Consider the following 17,215-nt stretch of genomic DNA (forward strand, 5'->3'; position numbering starts at 1 on the left):
CAAACCGCCAAGCCCGGGTAGAGGCCGGGCCAGGCGTGCCACCGAGGGGAGAGTTGTCAGTGCCTACCGCGCTTACTGCTTCTCTTTCTCTGTACTGCTGTGAGAACTCTTCTCGGGCACGTATTCCGGGCAGCGCGGGTTGTGGCATGGGCCCGGTTCCCAGCGGGGCACGACGATTCCCATCGTCTTACGCCGCTTGATCTCCGCGGTCACATGAGTGTTGCAGGCGGGGCAGACATGTCCGGCCTGCGGTGCCGTCTCACGCTCGTCGGTGTGCATGTGTACAGAATAAGTTAATTTGCACTGCGATGGGCTAGTTTTTGCGAGGGGGGCGGCGTCCCGGCCTGTGTGGCGCGCCTCGGCGCTGCGGGTCTGAGGGGGGTGCCGGTGGCCTCGAAGGCTGTGCTGCCATTGGCCCTCTCCTGGTGCAGGCAAATGGGACGGCACTGGGCCAATGGCCCAGCATTTCGCGTCTCGCTTGAGCCACCAGCGGATGTGGTGGTGTGATGGTGATGTCGATGGCGCTGCGGATCTCCCCGCGGCGCCTTTTTCATGCCAATTCATCGAAGGACACGGAAGGAGCGGGATAAGCCGTGTTGAAGAGGATGCTGGTGGCCCCCGACCCAGGGCGGTTGCGGCTGCGCGTCTCCGCGCGCGCCGTACTCGGTGTCGGCCTGGCGGTAGCAGCCGCCGAGCTGGCCGGGCTGTCTCTGGCCGCCTCGATCACCGGCGGCCTCGCGGCGTTGCTCGCCCTCTTCACTGTCGGCGATTCCACCGTGCGGCGGATGGCGGTCACCACGGCCCTGCTCCCGGCCGCCGGTCTGCCGGTGCTGGCACTGGCGGCATCGCTGCACGATGTGCCGCTCGTCCGCGACACGGCGTTCCTCGGCGTGGTCTTCTGCGGTGTCTACGCCCGGCGCTGGGGTCCGCGCGGGCACGCCCTCGGCATCTTCGCGTTCATGATGTTCTTCGCCACCCAGTTCCTGCACGCGGTGCCCCGCCAGCTGCCCGAACTCTGCCTCGCCGTGCTGACCGCCCTCGCGGTGGCCGCCGTCGTACGGTTCGGGGTCTGGCCCATCGAGCGCCGCACACCGCCCCCCGCGGTGCCCGCGCCCCCGGCGGCGCGCGGTCTGGCCCGGGTCACCACACGGCAGGCGTTCCAGGCGACCGCCGCCTGCGCGGTCGCCCTCGTCGTCGGCCAGGTCGTCTCGGGCGAGCGCTGGTACTGGGCGGTCGGCACCGCCTGGTGGATCTTCGTCAACACCGCGTCCCGCGGAGAGACCCTGGTCCGTGGCTTTCGCCGGGTCGTCGGGACGGTCCTCGGCATCTCCGTGGGGCTCGTGGTCGCCGTGCCGCTCGACGGCGCTCCCGCGCCCACAGCGGCCCTCGTCGCCGCGTGCGTTTTCGGGATCTTCTACGCGGCGGCCCCGTCCTACAGCTGGATGATGTTCTTCGTGACCGTGATGGCGAGCCTGCTCTACGGCCTTCTGGGCGTGCTGCACCCCGGACTGCTGACCCTCCGCTTCGAGCAGACCGCCGTCGGCGCCGCGGCCGCCGCGCTCGCCGTGGCCGTCGTCCTGCCCGTCACCACGCACACGGCGACCGACGCCTGGATTCAGCGCGCGCTGCTGTCCGTACGGCACTGCGCGGCCGAGGCCGCACGGCGGCTGGCGGGCGGCGCGGAAGCCGACCCGGTGCCGCACGTCGCCGAACTGGAACTGCTTCTCGGCCGGGTGCGCCTGTCCCTGGCGCCGCTGCTGCACCCGCTCAGCCCGCTGCGCGCCCGTAAGGCCCGCGCCCGGGAGATCATGGTCCTGCTCGACGACTGCGCACGTCAGGTGCGCGGCCTGGCCGAGGTCGCCGCCGACCCGGACGCCTCGCATGACGCCCGGCTCACCGCGGCCTGCCAGCGTGTCGAGGCGGCCGTGCACGGTCTGGTGTCCGCCGACCCGGCCCCCGCGGCCGACTCCACCGCGCTCGCCACGGCACCGCACCACCACCCGGGCGCCGAGCGCGCGCTCGCGCATCTGCACAGCCTGGAGTCCGCCCTTGCCTCGCTCGCCGCTCCACTGCGCGGGGGTTCGCGCGCCCCGCTCGCGGGGGCGTGAGGCGAGAGCGCGTTGCTGTTCCGCGCCGTCAGCGGGTCGGCCCCGAGGGCAGGGCGTGCAGTTCGACGGGGGAGTTGTGGCTGTCGCCGGGCCCGGGGGCCGCTGAGGCGCGCGCGGCGATCTCGATGGCCCGCTCGTGGCTCGCGACGTCGACCACCCAGTACCCGGCGAGGATGGCGCCCTGCCGGGTATGCGGACCCTTGCTGACCAGGGGCGTGTCACCGTCCCTGGCCTGGACCGTGGTGACCGCGTCCGGGCCGCCCAGGCCGCGCGTCTCCAGCAGCTCGCCGGAAGCGGCCAGGTCCTCGTTCAGCCGGTACATGTAGGCGACCATCGCCTGGAACTCCTCATCGGAGTAGGAAGCGATCTCGTCGTCCCACTGTGTGCCGCTGCCGAACATCTGCACCATGTACTGCATCGTGGCTCCTCTTCCGTGTCGACGTGGCCTCCATTGGCTACGGAGCATGATGACGCGGGCAGGAGCTGCTCAGCTCCTTCGTGGCAGCGTCTTCATAGCATCTGACCCTTCGTAGCATCTGACTCCTCGCGGCCGGGCAGCACACCTGGAGCGGAGGAAAACACCCTCCGCTCTTGGTCTGGACCTGCTGCTACGGTCGGTGCGCACAGACAGCCGAGGAGAGGCGACGCGGTGGTGGACAGCGCGAGCGACGGCACGGGCAGCGGCAGTGACAGTGGTACGGGCGGCGGCACTGACGGCGGGCGATGGGCGTACATCGGATCGTTCACCTCGGCCGGAGGCCAGGGGATCACCACCGCGGCCGTCGAGGGGACAACCGGAGCGCTCACCGTCCGGCACACGACGAACGCGATCGAGAACCCCTCGTACCTCGCGCTGTCCCCACGGGCCGAGGTGCTGTACGCGGTGAGCGAGACGCCGGACGGCTCAGCAGCCGCCTTCAGCCTGGCCGACCCCGGGCGGCCGTCGCCGCTCGGCGAGCCTGTGCCCGTGGGCGGCGCCGACCCCACCCACCTCACGCTCGCCGACGGTCACCTGCTCACCGCGAACTACTCCTCGGGCAGCGTCAGTGTGCTGCCCGTCCTCACGGACAACGGCGCTGACGATGCTGGTGGCAGTGCCACCGGCGGTGGCGGCGCCCGGACGCCGCGCGGACTCGGCTCGCCCACGGACGTGCTCCAGCACCACGGCGCCGGGCCCCACCCCGAGCGGCAGCGCGGACCGCACGCCCACGCCGTCGTGACCGACCCGTCGGGCAGCTGGATTCTCGGCGTCGACCTGGGCACGGACACCGTCCGCAGCTGCGCGCTGGACACGGGGCGCGGCGAGCTGCGCGTACGCCATGAGACCCGCCTCCACCCGGGAGCCGGGCCGCGCCACCTCACCTTCCACCCGCGTGGTGACCGCGCGTACGTCATCAACGAGCTGGACTCCACGGCCACGGTCTGCCAGTGGGACCCGGCGACGGGCGAACTCGTGCCGCTCGCGTCAACCAGCGTCGTCCCGGCCGGGGCCCTGGACGGCGACCGGGCGAACTTCCCGTCGAAGCTGGTGATCGCGGCGGACGGGCGCTTCGCCTGGGCCGCGACCCGGGGGCACGACAGCATCGCCGTGCTCGCACTGGACCCGGCGGGCGACACTCTGGAACTCGTCACCACCGTCAGCTGCGGCGGCCACTGGCCCCGCGACCTGGCGCTCGGCCCCACGGGCCGTCACCTCTACGCGGCCAACGAACGCTCCGGCGATGTGACGTGGTTCGACATCGACCAGGACACGGGCATTCCGGCTCGGTCAGGATCGATGGCGGTGCCTGCGGCGTCGTGCGTGGTGTTCGGCTGAGCGGCACGGGGCGAGGACGGCGGCGGGCGGGAAGCACGTCGGGGGCCAGGCAGAGCCGGGCCCGCCAACGTGCCGCGTGCCGTCCGCTGAGGGGCCATCCGCTGATGGGCCATCCGCGAGGGGAGAGCCGCCGCTAGGGGTTGTCCCGGCGGGTCATGCGTGCCCGGCCTCGGGGCTGCGCAGAGGGCCTTCCCAGGCCGCCAGGCCCGGGGAGGCCGTCTTGGCCCAGCGCAGGGGTGTGTGCCCCGTCAGGGGTGCGGGGAACCGTGCGACCAGCCACGACGCACCCGCGGTCCGCGACGCACGGACCGGGGCTCCTCGTCCCCAGCGCGATCCGCCGGGACCGCTCGTGACCCGTACACCTCGTGACCAGTACACCTAGTGGGCGGACGCGCCCTGCAGCGTGATGCCGAGCGTCGCGGCGTACGCGGACAACACGAGCCTGCCCACCGCCGGGTAGGCGCCCAGCGGTTCGGCGGCGTCGCAGCCGGCTTCCTTGGCCGCCGTCGTGATCAGCTCCGGGGAGACCTCGGGGCCGATCAGGTAGGGGGCGAGTGCGAGCCGCTGGGAGCCCGCGCCGAGCAGCTGCTCGGCGGTGCGGGCTACAGCGCCCTCCTCGTCCAGCGCGGCGGCCAGCACCGGAACGGCCAGCCGTGCGGAGAGCAGCATTCCGGTGATGCCCGCCGCCTGCACCGCTTCCTGGCCGCCGACCGTGGCCAGGATGATGCCGTCCGCCGCCGTCGCCACCGTGAACAGCCGGGCGCGGTCGGCGCGGGCCAGACCCGCCTCAGACAGGCGCACGTGCAGCGCCTCGGCGAGCAGCGGATGCGGACCGAGCGGGTCGGTGAGCTTGGCGGCGCAGCCGCTGTCGCTGACGGCCTGCTGTACGTGGTGCAGCAGCTCGCTGTGCGGGCCCGCCAGCAGCGGGACGACGACGGCTGCGGGGCCGTCGGTGGCGGCCCTCAGCTGGGCCGTACGCAGCTCCGCCGCTTCGGCCGCCTCGGCGGCCTCCACCTCGTCCGTGAGCGCGGCGGCGGCGGTCTCAGCTGCCGCTGCGGCCTCGGCGGCTTGCCGGAGGAGCGACTCGCGCTCGCTGGAGGCGTGCGCGAGGACCGCGTCCAGCGGCGGGAATTCCTCGTCGCCTCCGCCCACGTAACCGATCCTGGCGTCGAGGCCGGGCAGCTCGGAACGGGCGATGCTCAGCACCTCCCCGACCAGGCCACGGATGGCGGAGTCGGGAGTTCCGGGCACGGCGAGGACCAGCGGCGGCGCGCCGACGGGGGCCGCCGCGGGCGCTGGCCGCCGGTGCCGCCCAGACTGGCGCGGACGTGGCATTCGTACGGGCAGGCCGGGCGCGGGCCCTGTGGGGGAACTCATGGCGCCGCATGTTAGCCAATTATCGGGCTTAGCTGTTCATGCGGGTGCGGCTAGGTCGTTTCCGTCCCGATTTATCCGGCGATTTATGGCGTGTACGGGTCGTTGGCGGCTATGTTCGCTGATCGCGGGGCACTGTCGGCGGTGCCGTCGGCAGTGCTGATCGCGGGGTGCGGGAACGTGGGGTGCTGACCGCTGGGGGTGCCCGCCAGGCCCAGGGAAAGCAGCCCTGCCCAGCGCAGGGGCGTGCCCCGTCAGCGGCGCGGGGAACCGCGCGACCAGCCACGACGCACCTGCTGTCCGCGTCGCACGGACACGATCCGCCGGACACGGCCCTAAGTGACGTGCAGGAGCGGCCCTAGGCGATGTGCAGGAGCGCCGCGTCCGCCGGAAGCCGCAGCGTGTCCGTGGCGAGCGCCCGCGCGATGCGCAGCGCCCCGGCCAGTGGGTCCCCGGCGGCCTCGGTGATACGGGCGTGCGGCAGTCGCCGGGCCAGCTCGCCGCGCAACGGGCCGAGCAGGGGCTCGCCCATCCGGAACAGCCCGCCGGTGAGCGCGACCGCACAGCGCTCGCCGTCCGCCACGCCGGTGCCTGCCGCATCGGTGCCTGCCGCTCCGGAGTCTGCCGCTCCGGAGTCTGCCGCTCCGGCGCCGGGCCCGGCGCCCGGCCGTCCGGCCTGGATCGGGCCGGGGCAGACCGCCTCGGCGGCTTGCGCGATATGGCGCGCCGCCGTTCCCAGGATCGAGGCGGCGACCGGGTCGGTGGCCGCGCAGCGGCCGACCTCGGGAGCGAACGAGGCCAGGACGGCGGGCCGGTCGGGGCGCTGATACAGCAGGCCGGGCAGCTCGTGGGGCGCGCCGAGGACCGCTTCCATGCGGGCGAGCAGCGCCGCCGAGCCGTCTTCGCGCCCGTCGTACGCGCGCATGGCCGCCTCAAGCCCGGCGCGGCCGATCCACGCCCCGCCGCCGCAGTCGCCCAGGAGGTGACCCCAGCCGTCCGCGCGCCGCCAGCCGCCGTCCGGGCCGCTGCTGAGGCTGGTGCCGAGGGCGATCATGCCCGTGCCCGCGGCGACCACGGCTCCCGGGCGCTGGCCGAGCGCGCCCGCGTAGGCGGTGACGCCGTCGGCGGCGAGCGCGAGCCGCCGTACGCCGAGCGCGTCGGCGAGCGCGCCGGGCAGCTGGTCGCGCAGGTCGTCGCCGAGGGTGGCCATTCCGGCGGCACCGACGCACGCGGCGTCCACGCCTCGCACACCGGCCTCACGCAGCAGCCGCTGGGCGGCGGGCAGCACCTGCGCGAGCAGGCCGCGTGCGTCGATTCCGCGCTCCCCGACGACGGCCGGGGTGGGGGACTCCCACGTCAGCGGGGGTGCCGGGGCGTCGCCCGGCCCCTCGGCGGGGGCCAGGGCGACGCGTACTCCCGAGCCGCCCGAGTCGATGCCGAGCACCTGCCGGCGGTCGCTGCCGGGCGGCTCGTGGGGTGCCTGTCGGGCGGTCGCTGCCATCGGCTCAGCCGAATCCGCGGGCGTCCTGCTTGAGCGCGGTGTCCACGGTCAGCGCCGTCGCGACGACGAGACTCAGCAGCGGTTCGGGCAGCTGGTGGTGGATCTGCAGGACGTAGTTGTCAGCGGTCGTGAACATCGTCTTGGCGAGGCCCTCCCAGGTCTTGGTGATCCGGGCGATCTCGTTGCCTGCCTGGTCGACGATGGCGAAGTTCCAGGCGCGCCAGTTCTCGGCCTTGATGGCACCGACCTGCTGGCCGTTGGACATGATCGCGAAATTGATCTTGCCGATCACGTTCTGCTGGACGATCTCGCCGACCTGCTGACCGTCCGGGCGCGCCACGAGCACCTTGGACTTCATGAACTTCGCCGGGCGGGTCATCACCAGCTGAGGCTGCCCGTGGGCGTCGCGGATCTCCAGCCGGTGGGTCATGAACTGGTCGAGGCTGGAGACGAAGCGCGCCACCTTCTTGAGCGTGCTCTGCCCGACCTGGACCACGGAACCTATGGTCTGGCCATGCTGGTCGAAGACGCTGTACTCGTTGGTCAGCTCGATGAGCTTGGCCTTCTGGTTCACCACGAGGACCGGCTCGGTGAACAGCGTGCCGCCGCCCTGCCCGGCCGCGGCGACGCCCGCCTGCTGCTGGACCTGGCGCTGGATCTTCTCCGGCGGCGGAGGCTGCTGCGCGTACTGCTGCTGGGGGACGTGCCCCTGCTGCTGCGCGGCCTGGCCGGGCTGCCCGGCGTGGGTGTGCTCGGTCCACTGGGAGCCGTCCCACCAGCGCAGCAGATTCGGGGTGCCCTGCGGGTCGGCGTACCAGCCCGCGGGCGTGTTGGGATGAGTCGTCATGTCCCGCACACTATCGTCCGCTCATGTGATCGGCGGTGGTCAGGGAAGTCGCCACTCGACCGGCTGCGCGCCCTGGCGTACCAGGAGATCGTTGGCGCGGCTGAAGGGGCGCGAGCCGAAGAAGCCACGGTCGGCCGACATCGGCGACGGGTGCGCGGATTCCACGGAGGGCAGGTCGCCCAGCAGCGGCCGGAGGTTGCGGGCGTCGCGGCCCCACAGGATCGACACCAGCGGTTTGCCGCGCGCGACGAGCGCCTTGATGGCCTGCTCGGTGACCTCCTCCCAGCCCTTGCCGCGATGTGCCGCGGGCTTGCGCGGGGCGGTGGTGAGCGCCCTGTTCAGCAGCAGCACGCCCTGCTTGGTCCAGGGCGTCAAGTCGCCGTCGGCCGGGCGGGGATGGCCGAGGTCGGAGTGCATTTCGCGGTAGATGTTCTCCAGGCTGCCGGGCAGCGGACGCACCTCTGGCGCGACGGAGAAGCTCAGCCCGACGGCATGGCCGGGCGTCGGATACGGGTCCTGACCGACGATGAGCACACGCACCTCATCGAACGGCTGCTGAAACGCGCGCAGCACGTTCGGCCCCGCCGGGAGGTAGGTGCGGCCCGCCGCGATCTCGGTGCGGAGGAAGGCGCCCATCGCGGTGATGCGCGAAGCGACGGGCTCAAGTGCCTTGGCCCAGCCCGGTTCTACGATTTCGTTCAACGGTCGTACAGCCACGGTCCGTCACTCTACTGGCTCAGCGGCCGGTGTCTCACCCGGCCACCGCCGCCCGCACGCAGAGGACGTCCGGCAGATGCGTGGCGAGCTGCTGCCAGCTGTCGCCGTCGTCCGCGCTGGCGTATATCTCGCCGTTGCGGTTGCCGAAGTAGACCCCGGCCGGGTCCGCGTCGTCCACGCACAGCGCGTCCCGCAGCACCGTCCCGTAGTGCGGGTCCGTGGGCAGCCCGGTGTCCAGGGGCTCCCAGCTCCGCCCGGCGTCCTGCGTGCGGTAGACCCGGCACCGGTGTCCGGCCGGCACCCGGTCCTCGTCGGCGTTGATGGGAAAGACATAGGCCACATCACCCGTATGGGGGTGAGCGGCCACGGCGAAGCCGAAGTCGGAGGGCAGCCCGGCGCCGATGTCGTTCCAGTGCGCCCCGGCGTCGTCGCTGCGGTAGACCCCCCAGTGGTTCTGCAGATACAGCCGGTCGCGGTCGGCGGGGTCCTGCGCGATCTTGTGCACGCACTGCCCGAACTCCGGATACTGATCGGGGAGGAACACCGCCCGCACCCCGGAGTTGGACGGCGCCCAGCTCGCCCCGCCGTCCACCGTGCGGAAGACGCCCGCGGTGGAGACGGCCACGGTCACCGTGTCGGCGTCGCGCGGATCGGTGACGACGGTGTGCACGGCCAGCCCGCCCCCGCCCGGCGTCCACTGCTCGCGGGTGGGGTGGTCCCACAGCGGCCGTACGAGAGTGAAGGTCTCGCCTCTGTCGTCGGAGCGGAACAGGCCACCGGGCTCCGTCCCCGCATAGACCACATCGGGGGCGGCCGGGCCCGCCGGGTGCAGCTGCCACACCCGCTCCAGCGACGCCCCGGTGTCCTTCGGATATCTGGCGGCGGGCTGCCGCGGCTCCTGCCAGTGGGCCCCGAAGTCGTCGGAGTGGAAGACGGAAGGACCCCAGTGCGCGCTGTCCGCACCGATCAGCAGCCGCGGGATCGCGTGCCGGGTGTCGATGCCGATGGCGTACACCGCTTGGGCGGGAAAGCGGGGTGCCTCGAACTCCCAGGACCCGCCGCGCTTCCGGCCGACGAACAGGCCCTTTCGGGTACCGACGGCCAGTAGTACTTCAGTCATGGCGGACCACCTCCGCGACGCCGTTGTCTCAGATACGCGCCAGTCTGCACCCGACCACTGACAACGGCGTCCTGGATCACGTCGTCGCAGGTCAGAGCGTTGATCGGGGCGCTTGGGGAGTCTGGGGCGGCGCGTGCCGACGAGCCGCCCCCTGCCCTTTCGGATGGTCGGGACGGCGGACAGCGGGGGCGGACACCGAAGCGGTTGTACGAGAGGCATCGTAATTTCATGACTCTCGTAGTACGGTGTGTCTCGTACTTAACGCAGTCGATCCCGCCGCGCCAGGCGAAACGGAGTATTTTCATGAGCGCCCTGTTCGAGCCGTACACCCTGCGGTCGCTGACCATCCCCAACCGCCTCTGGATGGCCCCGATGTGCCAGTACAGCGCCGAGGCGTTCGGGCCGAACGCGGGGGTCGCCAACGACTGGCACTTCGCCCACTACGCGGCCAGGGCGATCGGCGGCACCGGCCTGATCCTGGTGGAGGCCACGGGGGTCAGCGCCGAGGGCCGGATCAGCCCCGGCGACCTGGGCATCTGGAACGACCAGCAGGTCGAGGCGCTGCGCCGGATCACCACCTTCCTCGAAACCCAGGGCACCGTGCCGGGCATCCAGCTGGCGCACGCCGGGCGGAAGGCGTCCACCGGCCGCCCATGGCTCGGCGGCGCCCCGATCCCCGTGGACGGCGTCCCCGCGGACGGGGATCAGGGGTGGCAGCCCGTCGGGCCGAGCCCGGTGGCCTACGACGATGACCACACCGTGCCCACCGAGCTGACCCAGGAAGGGATCAAGGAGGTCGTGGGCCAGTTCGCCGACGCCGCCCGGCGGGCGCTCGCGGCGGGCTTCAAGGTCGCCGAGATCCATGGCGCCCACGGCTACCTGATCGGCGAGTTCCTTTCCCCGCACAGCAACCACCGCACCGACGAGTACGGCGGCTCGTTCGAGAACCGCACGCGTCTGGCACTGGAGGTCGTGGACGCCGTACGGGAGGTGTGGCCCGAGGAGCTGCCCCTGTTCTTCCGGATCTCCGCCACCGACTGGCTGACGGAGAACGCCGAGGACGAGCGCGAGGGCTGGACCGGTGACGACACCGTCCGTCTGGCGCGTGAGCTGCGGGCGCACGGTGTGGACCTGCTGGACGTCTCGACCGGTGGGCTCGCCCCGAAGGTGCGCATTCCCACCAGCCCCGGCTACCAGGTGCCGTTCGCTGAGCGGGTCCGCAACGAGACCGGGCTGCCCGTCGCCGCGGTCGGACTCATCACCGAACCGGTACAGGCGGAGAAGATCATCACCGAGGGTCAGGCCGACGCCGTGCTGCTCGGCCGGGAGCTGCTGCGCAACCCCTCCTTCGCCCTCCACGCCGCACGCGAACTGGGCGGCGAGGTGCGCACGCCCGACCAGTACCACCGCGCGGTCTGAGCACGGCGACGCGCGGGAACCCTCCCACCCGCGCGGCAAATCCACCCGTCCCGCCAGGACCGGCGGTCTCCACCGCCGGTCCTGGCCCCGGCAACCGGGCCGACGGCCCGTGGGGGAGGCCGGAAGGGTCCGGTCCGGCGGGGGGCGCGGGCCGCGTCGCCCGCTCGGCATCGCGGAGGACGGGCGCGGCGGCATCGCAAGCTCGCGGCATCGCGGCATCGCGGCATCGCGGTTCAACTGCCCTTGTCCCCAAGGCCGTCACCGGGACGTGGGTTGGCTCGTGGAGTCGCTGACCCCGGTGGGGCTGGTCGTGTACGTTCCGTCGGGGCGGCCTCGTGGAGTGTGTGCGATCGAGGCACTTCCGGCCCCCGTAGCCCCGCCGGCCATGGTGGGGCGAGTGCTGCGGCTCGCGCGTACACCGGTGTCCCCTAGCGACCGAAAATTACGATATGTGTCGTACCATGGAGCATGTCAGAGCAGTCGAGAGGAGCAGCCGTGCCGAGCCAGCGGGCCCCCAGCCAGCCGAAGGGCAGGGAACTCAGGCATCCGGACACCGGCGAGATCCGGCTCGAAGACCTCCTGCACGCGCTGTCCGACCCGATGCGGTTGCGCATCGTGTGCGAACTCGCCGTCAACGGCGGTGAACTGCCGTGTTCGGCCTTCGACCTCCCGGTCAGCAAGTCGACCACCACCCACCACTTCCGCGTGCTGCGGGAGAGCGGTGTGATCCAGCAGATGTACCGGGGCACAGCCAAGATGAGCGCGCTGCGCCGTAGCGATCTCGAAGACCTCTTCCCCGGCCTGCTGGACAGCGTCCTGACGGCAGCCGCCCACCAGGAAAGGCGGCTGAGCACGGACGGTGCGAGCCCGGCCGACGCGGAACCCGAGACCACGTCCGGCTCCGCGTAGGCGAGCGGGCACGGCGCCACCGGCTCGCCGGTGGCGCCGAGTTCGCGAGGCGAGGGGGGCCTCACCGGCCCGAGGAGTCTTACCGGCCTGCCGTCGCAACCGCCGGTGGAGCAGGCGTGGTCACCCGGCGTTCATCGATCGGCCCGGGCGGCGCTCAACAGCCCCTGCCAGTCAGCGATCTTGACGTTCGTACGTCCCAACTCGCGCCCCAGCGCCATCTCCGCCTCCTCGATCCGCAGCCACCCGGGCCACTCCACCGGGTCCTGGCCCGCGTCGCGCAAGGCCGCGAGCGGGTCCGGGGCGACCGGGCGCGCGGCCAGCTCCGCCGCGTCGGCCAGCAGCGAGTTCACCGTCTCCTTCGCGCACGGCCGGTTGGTGCCGATCACCCCGGTCGGGCCGCGCTTGATCCACCCGGCGACATACTCACCAGGCGACGGCGCTCCCTCACGCAGCACACGGCCCGCCGCGTGCGGCACCGTACCGAGGGCGGCGTCGAACGGCAGCCCGGCCAGCGGCACGCCGCGGTAGCCGACGGAGCGCAGCACCAGCCGCGCCTCGATGTCCTCGAACCGGCCGGTCCCGACGACGCCGCCGCTCCCGTCCGGCGCCGTGCGTTCGAACCGCACCGCACGGACCCCGGCAGCGCCGTCTCCGGCGCCGCCTTCGCCCTCATCGACCTGCTCGCCCGAGGGGCCGAGCAGCGCCACAGGCCGCAGGAAGAAGCGCAGATGGATGCGGCGCGGGCGCCCCGCGGGCGGTTGCGTGGCCCAGCCCCGCAGCACCTCCACATTGCGCCGGTTGACCGCGGGCAGACCGGAAGGGTCGGCGAACGCCGGGTCGAGCGCCAGCTCTTCGGGCCTGACCCGGACCTCCGCGCCGGGCAGCGCCCCCAGTTCGCGCAGTTCCTTGGTGGTGAACTTCGCCTGGGACGGGCCGCGGCGGCCCACCATGTGGATGTCCCGCACCCGGCTGCGCCCCAGCGCCGCGAGCGCCGCGTCCGGCACGTCGGTGCCCCGCAGCTCCTGGGCGTCCCTGGCCAGCACCCGGGCGACGTCAACGGCCACATTGCCGACCCCGATGACCAGCGCGGAGGGTGTGGCCAGCGCGAACTCGTCGGGTGCCGCGTCGGGGTGCGCGCTGTACCAGGAGACGAAGTCGGTGGCCGAGCAGCTGCCGGCAAGCTCCTCACCGGGCACCCCCAGCCGCCGGTCGGCGGCGGCGCCGACGCAGTAGACCACCGCGTGATACAGCTCGCGCAGCCTGCCGGGCGGCAGCCCCGGCTCGCCCACCCGCACATTGCCGAGGAAGGTCACCCGGGGATCTTCGAGGACCGTGCGGAGATTGCCCTGAAGCGACTTGATCTTCTCGTGGTCGGGGGCGACGCCGTAGCGCACCAGACCGTACGGACACGGCAGCCGGTCAAGGACGTGCACCGCCACGTCCGGCACAGCGCGTTGCTGGAGCAGGGCCTGCGCGGTGTAGACCCCGCTGGGGCCCGATCCGATGACTGCGATGCGAAGCACAGCGGAACTCCTATCCGCGGGGCTTCCAGCATGACACTCGCGGGGGTGTGGCGGGAGGAGGCCGCACGGTATGGCCGGGACCGCACGGGGCGCGCGTTACGCCCGCGCCCCCTGAGGCGCCCCCTGCCACGACCCGTCTCGCGGCGGGGCGTGCAGGAGCCGGCGGGGGCGCCGTGGCGCGCTGCCCCAGATCCGGCGGGCGCGCCCGCTCGCCGTCGCCCGCCCCCGAAGCCGCTCCATGGGGCGCGGTGGGGCGCCCGCGCGGCTGAACGCGCGTCGCCTAAGCCGCTCCGCCCACCCGGTGCGCCCAGCTGCCCGGCGCACAGAAGCGACCAGCCGCGCACCCCCGCCCACCCGGTCTCAGCAGCGCGGACGCGGGGTCGCCCGGTCGGCCTTGGTGAGCGCTACGGCGCGGCGGGAGTCCTCGCGCGCGGAGCGAATGCCGCGCGGCGCGACCCTGACCGGCAGGGGCGGGTCCGCACCGCGTGAGTCAGCACGGAGGGGACGGGGCGCGAGGCCCTCAGCGCAGGGCCGCCTGAGAAGGCCGTCCGAGAAGGGGCCGCCCGACAAGGCCGCCCGGCGGCCCCCAGTACGAGGCCGCCGGGCGTCGGCGTCACCGCATCTCGCGCATGCGGCCGATCTCGCTGGTCTGCTGGGCGATGACGTCCGTCGCCATCTCCTCGACCAGGACGTTGTTGCCCTCCGAGAGGACATCCGTGGCCATCGTCACCGCGCCGCCATGGTGGGTGATCATCAGCTTCAGGAAGAGCTTGTCGAAGTCCTCACCGCGGGCGGCCCGCAGCGCGTCGAGCTGCTTGGCCGTGGCCATTCCGGGCATGGACGCCGTGTCGTGGCCGCCGTTCGCGTCGCCGTCATCCGCACCGCCGCTGTCACTCCCGCCGTCGCCGTGGCCGTGGCCGCCGCCCGACCCGCCCGCTTCCTTGTGGGTCTTCTGCCAGCCCTGCATGGCCTTGATCTCCGGGCCCTGCCCGGCCTCGATGCGTTCCGCGAGCCGCTTGACCTGGCCCGAGTGCGCGTGCTTGGCGGCGAGTTCGGTCATCACCAGGGCCTGCCGGTGGTGCGGGATCATCATCTTGACGTAGGCGAAGTCGGCCGAGTTGGGGGAGTCGTCGGACTGCGCCTTCGCCGCGTCGTCGGCCGACAGTGTCTCCGCGGCCTCGCCGGGCTTGCCGGGGGCGATAACGGACGGTTTGCCGTCTCCCTTCGCGCCGTCCCTCTTGTCGTCTCCGTCGCAGGCGGTGAGCGCGAGCGTGGCGGCCGCGAGTGCCGTGGCGAGTGCCATGCGGAACAGCGGCGGCGGAGTGCGTCTCGGCGTACGTCGGTGCGACACGGGGGCCTCCGGAGGCTTGAGGGCAACGTGGTGACCGTACTAGCACGACTCTGACCTGCGTTGATCGAAAAGCTTAATTACGTATTGGTTTCCATCTGTTGTTGTGCACAGGAGGAGCGAGATACTGCCGAGGTTCGTCAGCCGTTCAATCCCGAATGGGCACCACGAACGCATTGGGAGGACGAAGTGACGTCGGTGCACAGACCCCACGCACGGCGCAGATATCTCAGCGCGGCGATCGCCGCCTTCGGGCTGGTCGGGTCGCTGCTGATCGCAGGGCCCGCGGCAGCGACCCCCGACCCGGGCGACACCCCGGTGAGTGAGCGCGTGACCGTGCGGGACGCGGCCGAGACCAAGGCCGCGATCAAGAGGGGCGACATACCCGGTGTGGACGAGATCGTTCACAGCGACAACGTCCGCCACCTCGCCAACCTGCCCAAGCAGTCGCTCAAGAGCACCAATTCGGACCTGGCCTTCCAGGGCAAGTACGCCTTCGCGGGCAACTACGACGGCTTCGTCATCTACGACATCAGCAGGCCGAAGACTCCGGAGATCGTCAGCCAGGTCCTCTGCCCGGGCGGGCAGAACGACATCTCGGTCTCCGGCAACCTGCTGTTCCTCTCGACGGACTCCTCCCGGAACGACAACTCCTGTGCGAGCACCACCCAGCCCGCCACGGAGAAGTCCTCCTGGGAGGGCATGAAGATCTTCGACATCACCGACAAGCGGAACCCGAAGTACGTCTCCGCCGTCGAGACCGCCTGCGGCTCACACACCCACACGCTGGTACCGGACCGCAAGAACGTCTACGTGTACGTCTCCTCGTACGCGCCGGACGCCTCCTTCCCGGACTGCCAGCCGCCGCATGACGGCATCACCATCATCAAGGTGCCGCGCTCCGCGCCCGAGCGGGCCGAGACCATCGATTTCCCGGTGCTGTTCCCGGACGGCGGCAACCCGGGCGCGCCCACCAACCCCGGCGTCTCCAAGACCACCGGCTGCCACGACATCACCGCTTACCCGAAGCTCAAGCTGGCCGCGGGTGCCTGCATGGGTGACGGCATCCTGATGAACATCGCCGACCCCGCGAAGCCCAAGGTCATCGACCGGGTCACGGACAACGTGAACTTCGCGTTCTGGCACTCGGCGACCTTCAACGAGCGGGGCAACAAGGTCGTGTTCACCGATGAGCTCGGCGGCGGCGGCGCGCCCACCTGCAATGCCGCGACCGGTCCGAACCGCGGCGCCGACGGCGTCTACGACCTCGTCGGCAAGGGCGACAAGCGCAAGCTGGTCTTCAAGAGCTACTACAAGATCCCGCGTCACCAGGCCGACACCGAGAACTGCGTCGCCCACAACGGTTCGCTGATCCCCGTCAAGGGCCGCGACATCATGGTGCAGGCCTGGTACCAGGGTGGCGTGTCCATCTGGGACTTCACCGACTCGGCCAAGCCGGAGGAGATCGGCTACTTCGAGCGCGGCCCCCTCTCGGCCGACAAGCTGGTCGGCGGCGGCACGTGGTCGGCGTACTACTACAACGGCCACATCTACTCCAACGACATGGCGAAGGGCTTCGACGTACTGCGCATCGACGACCGGCGGACCGACAGCGCCAAGTGGGTCCGGATGCGCGATCTGAACGTGCAGACCCAGCCCGACTACCGCTGAGGCCCGGCCACCGCTGAGCCACTGAGCACCGCCCGCGGGCCGACCGGTCGCCATCGATGGCCGGTCGGCGCGCCCGGCGGCCCGCGACAGCAGGGGCCCCGTCCGCCGCGCCCGCGTGCCGGACGGGGCACGACCCCGCGCCGGAGGGGACCTACTCCCCGCTGGCCGGGGCCGGCCTCGTGCCGGCCGGGGTGTGGCGCTGCCCGTTGCGCCGTGGCGCGGTTCCGCCGGGGGGTTCCTCGGTCGGCGGGGCACCCAGCTCCCAGTCCAGGCCGTACCGCTGGAACAGCTCGGCACGCAGCCGCGTCGTCGGCATCGGCGCGCCGGGCAGCAGCACGGCCACCACCGCGCCCATGAGCAGCGCGCGCAGCAGCCGGTAGTCGGTGTCCGGGTCGTCGGAGCCGTACGCGACGACCGTGTCCCGGAGCAGCTCGGCAAGCCGCTGCTGCTCCTGGCACTGGATGAAGCCCTCGGCCTGAAGGATGCCCGCCATGTGCGTCCGCATCAGGCGGGGCCGGTCCCTGGCGAGGGCCAGGATCGCGTCGATGGCGCGCGCCAGTCTCTCCCGCCCCGCGTCCTCGCCGCTAGGGAGCGGCTCACGGTCCAGCGCGGCGGCCAGCTCGGTGTGCATGAGCCGGTGGACGGCGGACTGGAGCAGCTGCCGCTTGCCCGGAAAGTAGTACGAGACCAGGCCACGGGCAGCCCCCGCGCGGTCGGCGATGTCCGCGAGCGTCGTCGCCTCGTACCCGTACTCGTCCACGAGGTCGACCGTCGCCTGAAGCAGACGCTGCTGGGAGCGTCGGCGCAACTCCTCATTGACCGATGCGCTGCGCGGGGACATGCTGTAACTCCTGCGTTGACT

General features: G+C 72.1%; 15 protein-coding genes. 5 read left to right on the forward strand and 10 right to left on the reverse strand.

Annotation, left to right across the window (positions count from 1 at the left end; all coding sequences use genetic code 11):
* Positions 1 to 72: 72 nt before the first annotated feature.
* The gene (locus AC5P1B_RS00900; protein WP_493884171.1) at positions 73 to 279 is read right to left on the reverse strand and encodes a hypothetical protein; all 207 of its coding nucleotides are present in this window, start codon (positions 277 to 279) and stop codon (positions 73 to 75) included.
* Positions 280 to 605: 326 nt separating this feature from the next.
* Between AC5P1B_RS00900 and AC5P1B_RS00905 the strand changes: the two genes are divergently transcribed.
* Positions 606 to 2,108, forward strand: a complete 1,503-nt coding sequence (locus tag AC5P1B_RS00905) for an FUSC family protein (protein WP_493884478.1) — start codon at positions 606 to 608, stop codon at positions 2,106 to 2,108.
* Positions 2,109 to 2,136: 28 nt separating this feature from the next.
* On the opposite strand, the gene AC5P1B_RS00910 is transcribed toward AC5P1B_RS00905, so the two are convergent.
* Positions 2,137 to 2,526: a YciI family protein gene (locus tag AC5P1B_RS00910; RefSeq protein ID WP_493884172.1), complete on the reverse strand. Its 390-nt coding sequence runs from the start codon at positions 2,524 to 2,526 to the stop codon at positions 2,137 to 2,139.
* A gap of 234 nt (positions 2,527 to 2,760) precedes the next feature.
* Between AC5P1B_RS00910 and AC5P1B_RS00915 the strand changes: the two genes are divergently transcribed.
* Positions 2,761 to 3,924, forward strand: a complete 1,164-nt coding sequence (locus tag AC5P1B_RS00915; protein ID WP_493884479.1) for a lactonase family protein — start codon at positions 2,761 to 2,763, stop codon at positions 3,922 to 3,924.
* 378 nt (positions 3,925 to 4,302) lie between these two features.
* On the opposite strand, the gene AC5P1B_RS00920 is transcribed toward AC5P1B_RS00915, so the two are convergent.
* From AC5P1B_RS00920 to AC5P1B_RS00940, 5 genes are all read right to left on the reverse strand, one after another.
* Entirely contained in the window at positions 4,303 to 5,301 is a 999-nt protein-coding gene (locus AC5P1B_RS00920) for a sirohydrochlorin chelatase (RefSeq protein WP_493884173.1), read from the reverse strand.
* A gap of 355 nt (positions 5,302 to 5,656) precedes the next feature.
* Positions 5,657 to 6,799, reverse strand: a complete 1,143-nt coding sequence (locus AC5P1B_RS00925; protein ID WP_493884174.1) for an N-acetylglucosamine kinase — start codon at positions 6,797 to 6,799, stop codon at positions 5,657 to 5,659.
* 4 nt (positions 6,800 to 6,803) lie between these two features.
* On the reverse strand, positions 6,804 to 7,646 hold the full coding sequence (locus tag AC5P1B_RS00930; RefSeq protein WP_493884175.1) for an LURP-one-related family protein: 843 nt from the start codon (positions 7,644 to 7,646) through the stop codon (positions 6,804 to 6,806).
* A gap of 39 nt (positions 7,647 to 7,685) precedes the next feature.
* Positions 7,686 to 8,363, reverse strand: a complete 678-nt coding sequence (locus tag AC5P1B_RS00935; protein WP_493884176.1) for a uracil-DNA glycosylase — start codon at positions 8,361 to 8,363, stop codon at positions 7,686 to 7,688.
* Positions 8,364 to 8,397: 34 nt separating this feature from the next.
* A complete protein-coding gene (locus tag AC5P1B_RS00940) occupies positions 8,398 to 9,483 on the reverse strand; it encodes a WD40/YVTN/BNR-like repeat-containing protein (RefSeq protein ID WP_493884177.1) in 1,086 nt (361 codons plus the stop codon).
* A gap of 303 nt (positions 9,484 to 9,786) precedes the next feature.
* Between AC5P1B_RS00940 and AC5P1B_RS00945 the strand changes: the two genes are divergently transcribed.
* Positions 9,787 to 10,902, forward strand: coding sequence for an NADH:flavin oxidoreductase/NADH oxidase (locus tag AC5P1B_RS00945; RefSeq protein ID WP_493884178.1), 1,116 nt, complete (start codon positions 9,787 to 9,789; stop codon positions 10,900 to 10,902).
* Between the two features lie 468 nt (positions 10,903 to 11,370).
* Entirely contained in the window at positions 11,371 to 11,811 is a 441-nt protein-coding gene (locus tag AC5P1B_RS00950) for an ArsR/SmtB family transcription factor (protein WP_493884179.1), read from the forward strand.
* Between the two features lie 131 nt (positions 11,812 to 11,942).
* Here the strand turns inward: AC5P1B_RS00950 and AC5P1B_RS00955 are convergent, their stop codons facing one another.
* Entirely contained in the window at positions 11,943 to 13,334 is a 1,392-nt protein-coding gene (locus tag AC5P1B_RS00955; RefSeq protein WP_493884180.1) for an FAD-dependent oxidoreductase, read from the reverse strand.
* A 613-nt stretch (positions 13,335 to 13,947) separates the two neighbouring features.
* A complete protein-coding gene (locus AC5P1B_RS00960) occupies positions 13,948 to 14,637 on the reverse strand; it encodes a DUF305 domain-containing protein (RefSeq protein ID WP_493884181.1) in 690 nt (229 codons plus the stop codon).
* A gap of 234 nt (positions 14,638 to 14,871) precedes the next feature.
* Here AC5P1B_RS00960 and AC5P1B_RS00965 point away from each other — a divergent pair, with 234 nt between their 5' ends.
* The gene (locus tag AC5P1B_RS00965; RefSeq protein ID WP_493884182.1) at positions 14,872 to 16,353 is read left to right on the forward strand and encodes an LVIVD repeat-containing protein; all 1,482 of its coding nucleotides are present in this window, start codon (positions 14,872 to 14,874) and stop codon (positions 16,351 to 16,353) included.
* 151 nt (positions 16,354 to 16,504) lie between these two features.
* Here AC5P1B_RS00965 and AC5P1B_RS00970 read toward each other — a convergent pair whose 3' ends face one another.
* Positions 16,505 to 17,194 carry a TetR/AcrR family transcriptional regulator gene (locus tag AC5P1B_RS00970; protein ID WP_493884183.1) on the reverse strand — a complete coding sequence of 230 codons (690 nt, stop codon included), beginning with the start codon at positions 17,192 to 17,194 and terminating at the stop codon, positions 16,505 to 16,507.
* Positions 17,195 to 17,215: the final 21 nt, after the last annotated feature.

The organism is Streptomyces sp. A01 (genome assembly GCF_059026195.1).

Excerpts from the sequence above, each read along its gene's own strand:
- AC5P1B_RS00920 (WP_493884173.1), bottom strand. The coding sequence starts at position 5,301 with ATGAGTTCCCCCACAGGGCCCGCGCCCGGCCTGCCCGTACGAATGCCA.
- AC5P1B_RS00950 (WP_493884179.1), top strand. The coding sequence starts at position 11,371 with ATGTCAGAGCAGTCGAGAGGAGCAGCCGTGCCGAGCCAGCGGGCCCCC.
- AC5P1B_RS00925 (WP_493884174.1), bottom strand. The coding sequence starts at position 6,799 with ATGGCAGCGACCGCCCGACAGGCACCCCACGAGCCGCCCGGCAGCGAC.
- AC5P1B_RS00960 (WP_493884181.1), bottom strand. The coding sequence starts at position 14,637 with ATGGCACTCGCCACGGCACTCGCGGCCGCCACGCTCGCGCTCACCGCC.
- AC5P1B_RS00910 (WP_493884172.1), bottom strand. The coding sequence starts at position 2,526 with ATGCAGTACATGGTGCAGATGTTCGGCAGCGGCACACAGTGGGACGAC.
- AC5P1B_RS00905 (WP_493884478.1), top strand. The coding sequence starts at position 606 with ATGCTGGTGGCCCCCGACCCAGGGCGGTTGCGGCTGCGCGTCTCCGCG.
- AC5P1B_RS00940 (WP_493884177.1), bottom strand. The coding sequence starts at position 9,483 with ATGACTGAAGTACTACTGGCCGTCGGTACCCGAAAGGGCCTGTTCGTC.
- AC5P1B_RS00970 (WP_493884183.1), bottom strand. The coding sequence starts at position 17,194 with ATGTCCCCGCGCAGCGCATCGGTCAATGAGGAGTTGCGCCGACGCTCC.
- AC5P1B_RS00930 (WP_493884175.1), bottom strand. The coding sequence starts at position 7,646 with ATGACGACTCATCCCAACACGCCCGCGGGCTGGTACGCCGACCCGCAG.
- AC5P1B_RS00945 (WP_493884178.1), top strand. The coding sequence starts at position 9,787 with ATGAGCGCCCTGTTCGAGCCGTACACCCTGCGGTCGCTGACCATCCCC.
- AC5P1B_RS00900 (WP_493884171.1), bottom strand. The coding sequence starts at position 279 with ATGCACACCGACGAGCGTGAGACGGCACCGCAGGCCGGACATGTCTGC.